The organism is Streptomyces auratus (assembly GCF_050433025.1).
GTDB lineage: Bacteria > Actinomycetota > Actinomycetes > Streptomycetales > Streptomycetaceae > Streptomyces > Streptomyces sioyaensis.
Window position 1 is genome coordinate 3,581,691 of record NZ_JBNGCB010000001.1, and the last position, 14,273, is coordinate 3,595,963.

Genomic DNA, 14,273 nt, shown 5'->3' on the forward strand with positions numbered 1-14,273 from the left:
CGTACGGGCCGCGGCGGGCGCGGGTCTCAGGCGGGCAGGTCTCGGCCGGGGTGCCGCCATGCGCGGTAGGCGTGGCGTACGGCCTCGGTGTCCACAGGGGCCTGGTCGATGAAGGACCGGAGATCGCCCGCACAGTGCAGCTCGAAGCGGCGGCGCCGGGACGGCTGCCCGTGCTCCCTGACGAAGTACAGGACGGTCGAGCCCTCGGGGCCGCCCTCGTGGGGGTTGTGTCCGCCGCCCTCCCACAGCAGGCCGGCCTCGGAACGCCAGGCCGCGACGAGGTGCGCGAGCAGACCTCGGCTCGGCCGGCCCACGACGAACGCGGTGTGGTCCTCAAAGCCGTGCGCGACTTCGGATGCGGCTATCGACCGGTCGAACGTGCTGCTGTCGCGGGGGAAGAGGAACACCTCGACCGCCGGATGGCGCCGTCCGTCCGGTAATTCCAGCCGGAGCCGCGTGAGGTGGACGTCGCAGCGCGCCGGGTCGAGACCGTGGCGTTCGCTCAGCCTGCGGCGCACCACCGTGCTGGGCACGGTGGGGAGCGGTGCCAGGCCACGCTGTTCCAGATGGCGCAGCCCCGCGGCGAGGGTCAGCGGAAACAGCAGTACGGCGCAGTGGTCGAACACGCAGTTCTGCTCGGTGAGGGACGTGGCCGCGCCCTCCGCGACGGCCGGTTCGAGAAGCGATGACACCGAGGCCGTCGAAGCGCGGCGGGCCTCGTGGATCGCGTCGTCAAGCCGCCGCAGATCGGTGCCGGAGAATGCGCTGCCCACCGACAATTCGCTGCCCACGGAGGGGAATTCACCGACGGAGCGCACACTTTCCTTTGTTGCGTGAGAAGCGCGGACTACGGACATCGATACCTCCTGTATCGGGGCCGTCGGAATTCTGTGGTGGCTTCCCCGCGCCCGGCAAGCCCTCACGTGGCCGGATTCGGTAACCCAGCCGAACCGGCTCGGCCGAATTTCGGTCGGCATGGCGGTTGACCAGGGGAAACGTCGCGCGTTCGGCTTTCTCGATGGCGTTCATCGGAACCACCGAATGCCCCTGCCGGAACCTTTCGCGGCAGCACTTTCAACCGGAAGTCGGGGCTTCGCTATTGAGTTTCCTTATGGATTCCCGGCGTGGCGGCCCAGTCCTGGGGCGCCGGCTGTGCAGCGGCGCCCCGGCCGGGCCTTGTCCGTGCGGGTGGCATCCATCGGCGCGGCCGAACCACCGCGGAAAAATCAATCAACAGTGGCCGCCCCCACCTATCTTCGGTCCCGCTTCACCGCGGAGGTGATCCCGGGTCAGGGATTTCGTTATCGCGGCCGGTCCGGTGAACCGGATCAGGAGTTCTTATCGATTCTCCTCTGGACGTTTTGCTCGACGGCCGCCCAGAATCCGTGCGGCAAGGCAAGGCAAGGACTGTGGGTTCTGCCCGGAACGGAGGATTCTTCGTGAACGCTCTCTCCACGGAATCGACGGCGGATTCTTTTCCGTCCACTTCCGCGTCGCCGTCCGCGTTCACGTCCATGTCGACGTCGGCACCGCCATCGCCATCGCCATCGCCATCGCCATCGGCATCGGCATCGACGTCCACGTTCACCGAAGCCCTTGAGCGTGCCGCGGCCCGCCGTACGGATCCCGCCGTATGGGACGGCACCCGCCGACGGACCTGGCGCGACTGCCTGCTCCAGGCCGAACGGACCGCCGGCGCGCTGCACCGGCGGGGGCTGCGGCCCGGTGACGTACTGGCGGCACAGCTGCCGAACTCCTGGGAGCTGGTGGTGCTCCATGCGGCCACCGCCCGGCTCGGCGTGCTGCTGTTGCCGCTCCACTGCGCTTACGGTGCCCGCGAGGTGCAGTCGCTGGTCACACAGGCCGGGGCGGCCGCGCTGGTGGCGCAGGGTTCCTACCGCGGCCGTGACCGCGTCGGGGAGATCCACGCGGTGCGTGAACGGTGCCCGTCCCTGCGACAGGTATGGGTCGCGGGCGGCGCGTCTTCGGGGACCGATGCCCGTAGGCCACACCCGACGGGCGCCGATCCCCTGCCGAGCGCAGCGGAGTTGCTGGATGAGGCACCGACCCCGGCCGGGAAGCTGCCAGATCCGCCACGGGCCCCAGACGCCCCCCTGATGCTGCTCGCCTCCTCCGGGACGACCTCCCAGCGCCCGAAACTGTGTGTGCACAGCCACGGCGGCCTGCTCGGCAACGCGGCCGCCGTCGCGGCGGACGGCGGGCTGGGACCCGCGGACACGATCGTCTCCGCGAGCCCGCTCAGCCATGCCTTCGGACTGCTCTCGGTCCATCTGGCCCTGGTCGTCGGCGGCCGGGTCGGGCTGTTCGACGGGTGGGACCCGCGGCGGTTCCTCGACGCCCTGCGCGGCGCCTCGGCCACCACGGCGTTCCTGGTCCCGGCCCAACTACGCGATCTGGTCGCCCTGTCGGAGAACGATCCGGAGGCCGGCGGTCCGCCCGCCGCCCTCCGGGAGGTCCGCACCGGCGGCGCCCCCGTCCCCCGCGAGCTGGCCGACGGCGTGCGGCGGACGCTGGGCGCGCGGCTCGTCGTGCAGTGGGGGATGACGGAGATCGGCGCGGGCACCTTCACCCGTCCCGGCGACCCGCCCGAGGCGGCGTCCACCATCGGACGGCCGGTCTCCGGCGGACAGGTCAGGGTGGTGGGCGCCGAGGGCCACCGCACCGGGGCGGGCGAGACCGGGGAACTCCAGTACCGCAGCCCCTATATGTTCCGCGGCTATCATCGCGCGCCGGAGCTGACCCGGGCCGCGCTCACCGCCGACGGCTGGCTGCGCACCGGCGACCTGGCCGCGCTCCACCCGGATGGCTCGGTCAGCTACCGGGGGCGCGCCGACGAGCTGATCAACCGCGGCGGGCTGAAGTTCAGCGCCCTCGAAGTGGAGGAACTGCTGGACGATCTGCCGCAGTTGGCCCAGCACGCCGTAGTGGGGCGGCCCGATCCGCGCCTGGGCCAGCGCTCGTGTCTGCTGGCCGCGCTCCGCGACGGCGCCGGCCTGACGCTGGACGAGGTGACCGGGCATCTGGCCCGCAAGGGGCTGGCCACGTACAAGCTGCCCGAGGAGCTGGTGATCGTGGACCGGCTGCCGACCACGGTCACCGGCAAGATCGCCCGCAACCGGCTGAAGACGGTCCCGCTGCCGCCCCTCGGTCCGCCGAGGCCGTCGGCTTTTGCACCACAGCCCGTGCCGGCGCGCGAAGAGGCGGACCGGTGAACGGTGAACTGCCGCTGTCATCCTCCCAGTTGCTGACGGAGCACCGTCTGGAAGGCGAGGAGGTTCGGGTTCGCGGAGTTGCGGTCCAGCCAGGTCATGGTCACCGTCGTATGCAGGGTGGTGTCTCCGGCCTTCACCACGGCCACTTCGCCGCGGCTCGCCTGATCGCGCACCGCCACCAACGGCAGCAGCGCGCAGCCCATCCCGGCCGCCACGCACGCGCCGAGGGTGCCGATGCTGGACACCTCCGCGACCGGCTCCTTCGCGGCCACCGCCCCGAAGGCGCTGTCGAACATCTCCCGGAAGCCGCAGCCCCGCTCGGTGGCCAGGAAGGGTTCCCTGGCGAGCTCCTCCAGACCGGCCGCACCGCGCTCGGCGAGATGGTGCCCCGGCGGCACGATGACGGCCAGCGGCTCCTCGGCCAGCGTCTCGGCGCGCAGGCTCGCGTCGGCCGGCGGAGCGCCGAAGGTCAGGCACAGGTCCAAGTCGCCGCGGCGCACCGCTTTGTAGAGCTCGCCGCGGTTGTCCTGCGCGACCCGCACCCGTGCGTGCGGATGCAGCGAGCGGTAGTGCGAGAGCACCTCCGGCAGCAGGTGCTGGCAGACGGTTTCCAGTGCGCCGCAGGCGAGTTCCGCGCCGGGCCGGGCGACCGCCCAGCGCGCCTCCTCCAACAGCTTGAGGATCTTGTCCGTGTACTCCGACAGCGCCACCCCCTGCGGAGTCAGCCGCACCCGGCGCTGCGACCGGTCGAGCAGCTCGACCCCCAGATCGCGCTCCAGCGCCTGAATTTGATCGCTGACGCTGGACTGTGCGTAGTGCAGCTCCTTGGCCGCTTGGGTGACGCTGAGTGTTCTGGCAACCGTTTCGAACGTCCGAAGATGCCGAAGCTCCACGACTGTGCCGCCCTCTAAAGCTGACCTATCGGCTGGGCCGATCGTACCCATAGGGCATCCCCGTCGTCACCACCCGCAATTCCCCTGCTGGTTCCGGTTGAATGGATTGTGCCGTCCTCAACAGCGGTGGCGGCAAATGGAGAGATTCCGAAAGGGAGCAGAAATCCTATGACGACGCAGGCGGAACGGGAGCGGGATTCCGTTGCCGCACCAAAGAGAACTGGTAAGCCCTCGCGCACCTTATTGATCGGGCTTTCTCTCGGTTACTTCATGGTGCTGCTCGACATGACGATCGTCTCGGTGGCGCTGCCCGCGATCGCCGGTGACCTGCACATCGGCCTGAGCGGGCTGCAGTGGGTCACCAACGGGTACACCATCACCTTCGCCGCCCTGCTGCTCACCGCGGGCTGGCTGTCCGACCGCTTCGGCGGCCGCCGGGTCTTCCTCTGGGGCCTGGTGGCGTTCGGGGTGCTGTCCGGCGTCTCGGCCGTCGCGACGACGCTCGGCGTGCTGGTCGTCCTGCGGCTGGCCCTGGGCGTCGCGGGCGCGCTGCTGCTGCCGTCCTCGCTGGCCCTGATCGTCCACTCGTACACCGACCCCGCCGAGCGTGCCCGCGCGGTGGGAGCCTGGGCGGCGATCACGGGTGCGGCACTCGCCGCCGGTCCGCTGGTGGGCGGGGTGCTCACCGACACGGTCGGCTGGCGCGCCATCTTCCTGATCAACGTGCCGCTGGCGCTTCTCTCTCTGGTCGTCACCGCACGGCTGGCCCCGGAGACCGCGCGCAAGCAGCGCAGCGGGCTGGACCTGACCGGGCAGCTCAGCGCCGTCGTCGCGCTGGCCGCGCTGGTGTACGCGCTGATCGAGGGCCCGGACAAGGGCTGGACGGGCGGCACGGTGCTCGGCGGCTTCGCGCTGGCGGTGGTCGCGGCGGCGGTCTTCCTCCTCGCCGAACTGCGCTCCGGTGACGCGGCGATGCTGCCGCTGCGGATGTTCCGCAGCCGCAGCTTCTCGTCCGCGCTGGTGGCCGGTCTGCTCGCCAACTTCGGGCTGTCCGGGCTGCTGTTCGCGCTGTCGCTGTTCTTCCAGGAGGGCCGCGGATACTCGTCGTTCGCCGCCGGCCTCGCCTTCCTGCCGCTGACCCTGCCCACCGCCTTCAACCCGATCTACACCGGGCGGCTGGTCGGCCGGATCGGGCCGCGGCGCCCGGCGACGCTCGGCTTCGTCCTCATGGGTGTCGGAGCGCTGATCCAGGCGCCGTTCACCGGGAACTCCGCGGGGGCGCTCGTCGCCACCGTGGTGGGCCTGCTGGCCTTCGGATTCGGTGTCTCCTTCGCGCTGCCCGCTTTGGTCGCCGGGGTCGCCGGCTCCGTACCGGCCGAGCTGGCCGGCATCGGTGCCGGAGCGCTCAACTCCGCCCGCCAGGTGGGCGCCTCACTCGGTGTCGCCGTCCTCGGCGTGATCCTCAACCTGTCCTCGTCCCCCGCGACCGGCACCCGCTGGGCGCTGGTCGTCGGCGGTCTGAGCCTGCTCGTCGGTGCGCTCATCGCCGGTTCGGGGCTGCGCGGCCGGTCTCCCGCCACGGCCGGCTGACCCTTCCCGACGGCGCGGCCCCGTGCCGCCCTGCCCCTAGGAGGAGCAATGACCCTCACCTCACCGTCCGTCCGCCCGCAGGCCGGCCCGCCCGGCCCGCGTGTGGACGGGGTCGACCACTTGGCCTTCGTCACCTGGCAGCCGCGTGCGACCTGCGAGTTCTACACCCAGGTGCTGGGCATGCCGCTCGTACACGCGATCACCGCGACCGGCTGGGTCACCGAGGACTACCCGGACTTCGTGCACTTCTTCTTCGACATGGGCAAGGGGAACCGGATCGCGTTCTTCTACTACTTCGGCCTGCCGGAGGAGGAGCCGCCGAGCGACCTCATGCACCGCTCCCGGCACGTCGCCTTCCATGTGGACACCGAGGAGGAGCTGCTGGCCTGGCGGGAGCGGCTGAAAGCGCACGGGGTGCGGGTCACCCCGCCACTGCCGCACGAGCTGATCGAGTCGATCTACTTCGACGACCCCAACGGCATCCAGTTGGAGATCACCAGGCCGCTGCGCGAGATGTCGGGGAGCGACGCCCGGGACGCGGAGTTGACCCTCCGCGCGCTCGCCGACGTCGCCGGGTCGCCCCGTCCGTCCGCGCAGGCGCTGTGGCAGCGCAAGGCGGAGCTCGTACGCAAGGCGGAGCTCGTACGGAAGGCCGCGCTGATACGGAACGACACGGAGGTGGCAGGGTCGTGACGCTCGCCCTGTATGTGCTCGCCGTGCCGGAGTTCGCCCCCGTGGTGCGCTGCGCCGAGGCCGCCGGGATGGACGTCCGCGCGGCCGGCGACTACCTGGAGCTGACCACCACGGCGCGCGAGGTGGTGCTGGACCGGGAGGTGACCGGGATGCGCACCGCGGTCTGGCACGCCGCGCTGACCGGCGGCCTCGTGGGCCGCATCGTCTCCTTCACCCCCAGCACGCTGCACCTTTCGAGGGAGGACGCATGAGCGCCACCACAGACGGCCCGACGGCTCGCCGTCCCGTGCTCGTCGTCGGTGCCGGTCCGGCCGGGCTGAGCGCCGCGCTGGCCCTGCGCGCGGCCGGCCTGCCCGCGGTGGTCCTGGAGAAGCGCGCCCGGGACGCGGTCCGTCCGGGCAGCCGCGCCGCCTACCTGCACGGCACGTCGCTGCGCGCCCTGGAGCAGCTCAGCCCCGGCCTCGGGCACGAGGTCGCCGTGCGCGGTCTGATGTGGGCCACCAAGAGGTCGTACTGGGCGGGCGAGGAGATCTACACCCGGACCTACCCGCCGACGGGTCGCGACGGGCTGCCGCCGTTCACCAGCCTTCCGCAGGTGCACACCGAGGATCTGATGGCCGCCGCCTGCCGGGACCGCGGGGTGGAGTTCCACTGGGGAGTGGAGATACGGACCGCCGAGAGCACCCCGGAGGGGGTACGGCTGGTGGACTCCGCGGGCGGCGAGTGGGCGGCGGATTACGTGATCGCGGCGGACGGGTCGCGGTCGGTGCTGCGGTCCGCCGCCGGCATCCCCCTGGAAGGGCCGCGCTCCCGCAACACCTTCGTGGTGGTGGACCTCGACGACGATCCCGCCCATCCGCTGCCCCTGGAACGGGTCTTCCACTACAAGCACCCGAGGGTCGGCGGCCGCAACGTCCTCCTGGTGCCGTTCGCGGGCGGCTGGCGGGTCGACCTCAACCTCCTGGTGCACGACGACCCGGACCGGTTCACCTCACCGGAGGGGCTGCGCCGCTGGATCCCCCGGGTGCTGCCCGCCCCGTACGGCGAGCGGGTGCGCTGGGTGTCGACCTACCGGTTCGCCCAGCAGGTGGCCGCCGAATTCACCGACGCCCACCACAGGGTGCTGCTCACCGGTGAGGCCTCGCACCTGTTCGCCCCCTTCGGCGCCCGCGGCATGAACTCCAGCATCCCGGACGCCATCAGGGCGGTGCGGGCCGCGCAGGCGGCGCTGTCGGCCGGTGCGTCCGGGGCGGCCGACGCCGAGATCGTCCGGTTCGCCGACGAGCGGAAGGAGGCCGCCACGTACAACCGCGCCTGCGCCGGCGCCGCCTTGGAGCACATGCTGGCCCACCGCCCGTCGGTCTGGCTGCGCCGGCGGGCCGCCGCGGCCGTGGCCAGCACCGGCCGCAAGGCGGGAGCCTGGCTGGACTCCGCGCCGTACGGCCCGAAACTGGCGGCACCCAGGGCGGCGCGGAGCTCGTACTGAGGGGCGGGCCGGGCCGATCGGGGTGACCGATGCCCCCGGCCGAGCCGGGCGTAGTGGCCGGCCGGCGCGGCGGTCAAGGAGGCGACAGCGGTACGTCCTTGAGCATCGCGCGGGCCGCCGCACGCGCCGCATCGACGACGGGTTCGCGCACCGAGGGCGAGAAGGCCAGGTAGACGGGCAGCGGCTCCGGTGCGGGGCCGAGGGCGCCGAGCGGCGCGGGGCGCAGCGAGGGGTGGTTGTGGTGGGCGTTGGCCGGCAGCGCCGTATATGCCAGGCCCGCCTGGATGGAGGCCCGGACCGCCAGCGGGTCGGAGCAGCGCGGGACGGAGTGCCAGGCGACGTCGCGCTCGGCGAGCGTCTCGATGATCCGGTCACTCAAGGCCGAGCGCTCACTGACCAGGGCCACCGGCAGCCGCTCCCCGGGAGCGGGCAGTGCCTGTCCGAACCAGGCCAGGCGCAGTCGCCCCAGGATCTCGCTGCGCGGAGTCTGTGTCCCCAGGAGTATCGCCGCCTCCAGTTCGCCCTGGGCGAGCTTGTCGGCGAGCACGGCGCTGAGGCCGGTCGCCATGGCGCAGCGGAGTCGTGGCCGCTCCACCGCGAGTTGGGCGAGCATGGTCCGCAGCCCGTCGGCGAAATGGACCGAGCAGCCCATGCTGAATAATTCCTGGCTGCTGAAGGCCGATATCTTGCTGAGCACCTCGTTATTGAGCAGGATGACGCGGCGGGCGTGCGCCATTACCTCGCGCCCAGCGGGGGTGAGCTGTAAGGGACGCTTGGTGCGCTGGAACAGCGGCGCCTGGACAATGGTCTCCAAACGCTTGATCTGCTGACTCACGGTCGGCTGCGTCACGTGAAGTGCCTGCGCGGCGCGGGCAAATCCATTCTCGTCGACCACGGCAATGAAAGTCCGCAGGAGTTTCACTTCGATATCACGCTGCAAAATCAACACTGTCTCACACCTGGTCCCGGTAGTCGTGACTGCGGAAGGGGCTGCGGGTGTGGGGGGAATGGGAGCGTTGGGGCTGCGCGTGATTGTGCTGGGCGTGGACGGACCTCCGGCGCGGCATATGGAAAGATCGATTCCGAATGCCGAAGCCTTCACTCCGGTCGGTTGAGCGGATCAATACTTACACGCATTTGCACGATCGGTCGGATACGTGAGGAAGGGTGACACGAACCCACGGGCGTAATGCCCCTTTTGTTCGCCGGACTTGACCATTCCCATACCAACCTCGTGATGCGGGCGGTGGCGCTCACCGCCACCAGGGCCGCTGCCGCCCTCCCGGCCGGGCGCAGGCCGGGCCACCGAGCGCGGTGCGGCCGGGGCGAGGCGGCGCGGGTCGGGTCGGGGCGGGTCGGGTCATGAGAGCCGGGTTATCCACAGGGTCAGCGGCGACCCCCGCGAAGCTCGTAGGCTTTCGGAATGGCTCTGGCGGACGTGGAAGTGGTCGTGGACATGGATGTGGAAGACGCTTCGGAGGTAAGCGAGGCGGTGCAGGTGCTGCGCCGTGTGTTCGGCTATGAGGCGTTCCGCGGCAGTCAGCAGGAGATCATCGAGCACGTCATAGGGGGCGGGGACGCGGTCGTCCTGATGCCGACCGGTGGCGGCAAATCGCTGTGCTACCAGATCCCCTCCCTGGTCAGGGGCGGTGTGGGCGTGGTGATCTCACCGCTGATCGCCTTGATGCAGGACCAGGTCGACGCGCTGCGGGCGCTCGGCGTGCGGGCCGGTTTTCTCAACTCGACCCAGGATCTGGAGGAGCGTCGGCTCGTCGAGGCGGAGTTCCTGGCCGGGGAGCTGGACCTGCTGTATCTGGCGCCCGAGCGGCTGCGGGTCGAGCAGACGCTCAACCTCCTGGACCGCGGCAAGATCTCGCTCTTCGCCATCGACGAGGCACACTGCGTCGCCCAGTGGGGCCATGACTTCCGCCCGGACTACCTGGCACTGTCGATGCTGCACGAGCGCTGGCCCGATGTGCCACGGATCGCGCTGACCGCCACCGCGACCGACGCCACCCACACGGAGATCACCTCACGGCTGCAGATGGCGAAGGCCCGCCATTTCGTGGCGAGCTTCGACCGGCCGAACATCCAGTACCGGATCGCGGCGAAGAGCGAGCCCAAGAAGCAGCTGCTGGAGCTGCTGCGGAGCGAGCATGCGGGGGACGCGGGGATCGTCTACTGCCTGTCGCGGGCCTCGGTGGAGAAGACCGCACAGTTCCTGGTGGACAACGGCATCGCCGCGGTGCCGTATCACGCGGGCCTCGATGCCCGGACCCGTGCCGCGCATCAGTCCCGCTTCCTGCGCGAGGACGGGCTGGTCGTGGTCGCCACGATCGCGTTCGGAATGGGCATCGACAAGCCGGATGTGCGGTTCGTGGCGCATCTGGACCTGCCGAAGTCGGTGGAGGGCTACTACCAGGAGACCGGGCGCGCCGGGCGGGACGGCCAGCCGTCGACGGCCTGGCTGGCGTACGGGCTGCAGGACGTGGTGCAACAGCGGAAGATGATCGACGGGTCGGAGGGGGACGAGGCGCACCGGCGGCGGCTGTCGGCCCATCTCGACTCGATGCTGGCGCTGTGCGAGACGGTGGAGTGCCGGCGGGTACGCCTGCTGGCCTACTTCGGGCAGGAGAGCGCCGCCTGCGGCAACTGCGATACCTGCCTGGCCCCGCCGCAGACCTGGGACGGCACGGTGTCCGCGCAGAAGCTGCTGTCCACGATCGTCCGGCTGAAGCGGGAGCGCGGGCAGAAGTTCGGCGCGGGCCAGATCATCGACATTCTGCTGGGGAAGAAGACCGCCAAGGTCATCCAGTTCGACCACGACCAGCTGAGCGTCTTCGGCGTGGGCGACGACCTCAAGGAAGCCGAATGGCGCGGCGTCGTACGGCAGTTGCTGGCACAGGGACTGCTCGCCGTCGAGGGTGATTACGGCACGCTGGTGCTCACGGAGACGAGTGGCGAGGTGCTGGGCGGCAAGCGCGAGGTGCCGATGCGGCGGGAGCCGGAGAAGCCGGCGCGAGCGGCCAGGTCGAAGGCGAAGGGCAAGCGCGCGGCACCGGCCGATCTGCCGGCGGAGGCGCAGCCGGCCTTCGAGGCACTGCGCGGCTGGCGGGGCCGGACGGCCAAGGAGCAGGGCGTCCCCGCATATGTGATCTTCCACGACGCGACGCTGCGGGAGATCGCCACCCTCCGGCCCTCGACGACGACCGAGCTGGGCACGGTCAACGGAGTCGGCGAGAACAAGCTCGCGAAGTACGGCACGCAGATCCTGGAGGTGCTGGCGGGGCGGGACCCCTACGAGGGCGCTGAGGGCGCGGAGGGTGCAGACGCCGACCCCGCAGCGGCGCCCGGGCCCGCCCGGGCCTCCGCAACCGCCCCGGTAGCCGCGTTCGATCCCGGTCCCATGGCACCGGAGCCCGAGGACGAGGCGCTCCCGGAGCCGCCGGACGACATCGACTGGTGAGGCGAAGTCCCCCGCGGGGGCGCGGCGTTCACGGGAGCCGCCCGGCGAACCGGCCGCCGGCGCCGGCGACGACCGGGTCATCCGCCGGCGACGACCGGGTCATCCGCCGGCGCCGACGAAGACCAGATCGTCCGGCGACGACCGGGTCATCCGGCAACGGTGAGGCCCAAGACGCCCAAGCCGTACGACGGCCGCCTCATCCGACGACCGCCCCCTGAGGCAGTCGCAGGAGGGTGCGGGCGCCTCCGTCGGAGGCGTTGGCGAAGCGGAGGTCGACGCCCAGGACGGCGGACTGGCCGACGGCGATGGTCAGGCCCAGCCCATGGCCCTTGCCGCGGCCGGGGGCGTCGGTGCGGAAGCGCTGCGGGCCGTGGTGCAGCAGGTCGGCCGGGTAGCCGGGTCCGTGATCGCGCACCTCGATGGTCGGCCGGGGCTCGGACGCGGCGTCGACGGTGACGACGACCGGGGCCCGCCCGTGCCGGTGCGCATTGGTGACGAGGTTGGCGAGGATGCGGTCGAGGCGGCGCCGGTCGGTCTCGACGACCGCGTCGGCGGCGATCCGTACCTCGGTGTCGAGGCCGGTGGCGGCCACGCAGCGCCGGACGAGCTCCCCGAGGTCGTACGCGGCGAGATCGGCGCGCTCGGTGCCGGAGTCGAGCCGGGAGATCTCCAGCAGATCCTCGGTGAGACGACGCAGCGCCCGCAGCCGGTCGTTGATCATCTCCTTGGGGCGGCCCTCCGGCAGCAGCTCGGCCGAGGCGAGGATGCCGGTCAGCGGCGTCCGGAGCTCATGTGCGACATCGGCGGTGAAGCGCTGTTCGGCCTGGAGGCGGCTCTGCAGCGAGCCGGCCACCGAGTCCAGCGCCGCGGCCACCGCCGCCACCTCGTCCTGCCCCGCCGCGCCGCCGCCCGGCCCCCGACCGTCGCCGACCCGGGCATCCAGGTCTCCGGCGGTGATACGGCGGGCGACCGCCGCGGTGGTGCCCAGCCGGCGGCTGATGCGATGCGCCAGGAACAGTCCGGCGAGAGCGACGGTCGCGGCGGCGAGCACCGCCGAGCCGAGGATGGCGGTGTCGAAGTGGTCCAGGGAGCGGTGGACGGTGCCGTACGGCCTCCAGGCGGCCATGACCTGGCCGTCGGCCGGCGCCGCGGCCCACATGACGGAGCGGCCGCGGTAGGTCCCGACCATGGTGCCGCGCTGACCGGAGCGCGCCAACCGGCGTAGTTCCGCGGGCAGTTCAGCCGGGTCGAGGAGGGAGTTGAGGCCCTCGCGGGAGGTGCCGTACTCGAACAGGTCCAGGGCGGTGTCCAGGTTCGCGCGGGCCTCCTTCCGTACCTGGCCGACGGTCTGACGGGCCACCGCATTGTGGACGAGGACACCGAGGACCGCCGCGACCGCGCAGCTCACCGCCATCACGGTCAGCGCGATCTTCCAGCGGAGGGAGACCGCCGGCGGCCTCACGGGCTGCCGCCGACGGCCTGCGGGGTCTGGGGCGTCCGGGCGTCGTCGAGGGTGAGGTTCCACAGGTCCATCGCGTGGCCGTCCCAGACGTAGTCGGTGACGCTGACGTAGCGCGGGTCCTTGGTGGGCTCGCGGAGGGCGAGATGACCCGCCGCCAGCTCGACCCCGGCCAGCACCCCGCGCACCACGAGCACCCGGGTCACCACCGTGTTCCGGACGCTGTAGACCCGCAGTTCGCTGATCCGGGGGCCGAGGTCGACGGCCATGAGCAGATCCGGCTTCCCGTCGTCCGTGAGGTCGTGCAGCACGGGACGACGTACGGCCCGCGGCGCGGGCGGGGTCCCGCCCTGCGCGGCGACATCCGCATCGAGGACGGCGAGCGGGTTCGCGGCGGCCATGCTGCCGCCGGGGATCCGCGGGACGCCCGGTACGGGCACCAGCACCGCCGGATTCTCGTTCCGGCTGGGCGGGGCGGGCGTAGAGCCGGGCCACAGCACCAGCGGCGCATCCACGTCCCTGGCCCGCCCCTCGTCCTGCAGGCCCTCCAGGTTCGTGCATCCGGTGAGGAGGGCGAGTGCGGCGAGGGCGAGTACGGTGCGCGAGGTCGGGGCGATGCCGGAACACGGGGCGGTGCCGAAACGCGGGGCGGTGCCGGAAGGCAGGGTCGCCGCCGTGCGTGGTCGCCGCCGTCGCATCTCCTCGCCACCGCCTTTGCCGTCTCGCCGCGTCGCCACCCTGCGCCTGCCGCACAGGGCAGGTGCCCGGCCGATCGCCGCACCAGCAATTCGGCAATTCATCAGATAGGCGGACGTAGCTCTACATCACGCTATCCAAGGCAGCAACGGGCGGAACCTCCAACTCGACCATTACGTGGCTCCGCAGGGCTTTTACGGCAGTCGACTGGGCCATTTGGGCGATGCCGTCACAGGACCGATCCCAGAGATCCCGGTGACTGTTACACAACCTACGGATTGCCGTTAAGGACGCTCCGTACCGTGCCTCCTGTACCTGCCCCTAGGACGGCCCGAGCCGCCCACGTCGAGGAGTGCCCATGCGGGCCCAGCACCGCTCCGTGATCCGTACCGCCGCCGTCGCGACCGGCGCGCTGGCCGTCCTGCTGCTTCCCGCGGGCGCCGCCTTCGCCGACTCCACCGCGCCCACGGAGAGCCGGACATCGATCATGCTGCCCGACAACGGGCTGGCCGGACTGGCCGAGAAGGCCGGCCATCTGCCCAAGGCGGGGCTGGTCGCCGGTGTGGGTGCGCTGGGCGTGGCCGGTGCCGCCACCGCCGTGCACCGCCGACGCAACGGAAGCCGCGGCCGACAGGCCTGAGCGGGGACCGGAAGGCTTAGCCGAGGTCGGCAGGCCTGAGCGGGGACCGGAAGGCTTAGGGCGTGTCGCCCTAGCCGGGGTCGGCAGGCCTGAGCCGCCGCCGCACCGAAGCGCTGC

The 14,273-nt window shown here is 71.6% G+C and carries 12 protein-coding genes; 7 read left to right on the forward strand and 5 right to left on the reverse strand.

From position 1 onward, the window contains the following. Nucleotides 1–26: 26 nt before the first annotated feature. Complete coding sequence (locus tag BKA18_RS15395; protein WP_366046708.1) at nucleotides 27–791, reverse strand: hypothetical protein; 765 nt, start codon at nucleotides 789–791, stop codon at nucleotides 27–29. A gap of 723 nt (nucleotides 792–1,514) precedes the next feature. Between BKA18_RS15395 and BKA18_RS15400 the strand changes: the two genes are divergently transcribed. Then, nucleotides 1,515–3,233: a class I adenylate-forming enzyme family protein gene (locus BKA18_RS15400; RefSeq protein ID WP_366046707.1), complete on the forward strand. Its 1,719-nt coding sequence runs from the start codon at nucleotides 1,515–1,517 to the stop codon at nucleotides 3,231–3,233. A 17-nt stretch (nucleotides 3,234–3,250) separates the two neighbouring features. On the opposite strand, the gene BKA18_RS15405 is transcribed toward BKA18_RS15400, so the two are convergent. Continuing rightward, nucleotides 3,251–4,126 carry a LysR family transcriptional regulator gene (locus BKA18_RS15405; RefSeq protein WP_006605011.1) on the reverse strand — a complete coding sequence of 292 codons (876 nt, stop codon included), beginning with the start codon at nucleotides 4,124–4,126 and terminating at the stop codon, nucleotides 3,251–3,253. A 168-nt stretch (nucleotides 4,127–4,294) separates the two neighbouring features. Here BKA18_RS15405 and BKA18_RS15410 point away from each other — a divergent pair, with 168 nt between their 5' ends. The 4 genes from BKA18_RS15410 to BKA18_RS15425 are packed head-to-tail and all read left to right on the forward strand — an operon-like array spanning nucleotide 4,295 to nucleotide 7,895. Next, entirely contained in the window at nucleotides 4,295–5,716 is a 1,422-nt protein-coding gene (locus tag BKA18_RS15410) for a DHA2 family efflux MFS transporter permease subunit (protein ID WP_366046706.1), read from the forward strand. A 48-nt stretch (nucleotides 5,717–5,764) separates the two neighbouring features. Continuing rightward, complete coding sequence (locus BKA18_RS15415; RefSeq protein ID WP_366046705.1) at nucleotides 5,765–6,409, forward strand: VOC family protein; 645 nt, start codon at nucleotides 5,765–5,767, stop codon at nucleotides 6,407–6,409. Further along, a complete protein-coding gene (locus BKA18_RS15420; protein WP_006605008.1) occupies nucleotides 6,406–6,660 on the forward strand; it encodes a hypothetical protein in 255 nt (84 codons plus the stop codon). The genes BKA18_RS15415 and BKA18_RS15420 overlap by 4 nt, the downstream gene beginning before the upstream one ends. Then, nucleotides 6,657–7,895, forward strand: a complete 1,239-nt coding sequence (locus BKA18_RS15425; RefSeq protein WP_366046703.1) for an FAD-dependent monooxygenase — start codon at nucleotides 6,657–6,659, stop codon at nucleotides 7,893–7,895. Before BKA18_RS15420 ends, BKA18_RS15425 begins: the two co-directional genes overlap by 4 nt. A gap of 73 nt (nucleotides 7,896–7,968) precedes the next feature. Here BKA18_RS15425 and BKA18_RS15430 read toward each other — a convergent pair whose 3' ends face one another. After that, entirely contained in the window at nucleotides 7,969–8,997 is a 1,029-nt protein-coding gene (locus BKA18_RS15430; protein WP_429638331.1) for a LysR family transcriptional regulator, read from the reverse strand. A gap of 321 nt (nucleotides 8,998–9,318) precedes the next feature. Between BKA18_RS15430 and recQ the strand changes: the two genes are divergently transcribed. Then, on the forward strand, nucleotides 9,319–11,361 hold the full coding sequence (gene recQ, locus BKA18_RS15435) for a DNA helicase RecQ (RefSeq protein WP_366046702.1): 2,043 nt from the start codon (nucleotides 9,319–9,321) through the stop codon (nucleotides 11,359–11,361). A gap of 196 nt (nucleotides 11,362–11,557) precedes the next feature. On the opposite strand, the gene BKA18_RS15440 is transcribed toward recQ, so the two are convergent. Further along, nucleotides 11,558–12,823 carry a sensor histidine kinase gene (locus tag BKA18_RS15440; RefSeq protein WP_366046700.1) on the reverse strand — a complete coding sequence of 422 codons (1,266 nt, stop codon included), beginning with the start codon at nucleotides 12,821–12,823 and terminating at the stop codon, nucleotides 11,558–11,560. After that, nucleotides 12,820–13,518, reverse strand: coding sequence for a hypothetical protein (locus BKA18_RS15445; protein ID WP_366046698.1), 699 nt, complete (start codon nucleotides 13,516–13,518; stop codon nucleotides 12,820–12,822). The genes BKA18_RS15440 and BKA18_RS15445 overlap by 4 nt, the downstream gene beginning before the upstream one ends. Before the next feature lie 356 nt (nucleotides 13,519–13,874). Here BKA18_RS15445 and BKA18_RS15450 point away from each other — a divergent pair, with 356 nt between their 5' ends. Beyond that, a complete protein-coding gene (locus BKA18_RS15450; protein ID WP_366046697.1) occupies nucleotides 13,875–14,156 on the forward strand; it encodes a hypothetical protein in 282 nt (93 codons plus the stop codon). Nucleotides 14,157–14,273 lie beyond the last annotated feature (117 nt).

Bases quoted from the DNA above. Each gene is read 5' to 3' on its own strand.
- BKA18_RS15400 (WP_366046707.1), top strand. From the start codon at position 1,515: ATGTCGACGTCGGCACCGCCATCGCCATCGCCATCGCCATCGCCATCG.
- BKA18_RS15410 (WP_366046706.1), top strand. From the start codon at position 4,295: ATGACGACGCAGGCGGAACGGGAGCGGGATTCCGTTGCCGCACCAAAG.
- BKA18_RS15415 (WP_366046705.1), top strand. From the start codon at position 5,765: ATGACCCTCACCTCACCGTCCGTCCGCCCGCAGGCCGGCCCGCCCGGC.
- BKA18_RS15425 (WP_366046703.1), top strand. From the start codon at position 6,657: ATGAGCGCCACCACAGACGGCCCGACGGCTCGCCGTCCCGTGCTCGTC.
- recQ (WP_366046702.1), top strand. From the start codon at position 9,319: ATGGCTCTGGCGGACGTGGAAGTGGTCGTGGACATGGATGTGGAAGAC.
- BKA18_RS15445 (WP_366046698.1), bottom strand. From the start codon at position 13,518: ATGCGACGGCGGCGACCACGCACGGCGGCGACCCTGCCTTCCGGCACC.
- BKA18_RS15450 (WP_366046697.1), top strand. From the start codon at position 13,875: ATGCGGGCCCAGCACCGCTCCGTGATCCGTACCGCCGCCGTCGCGACC.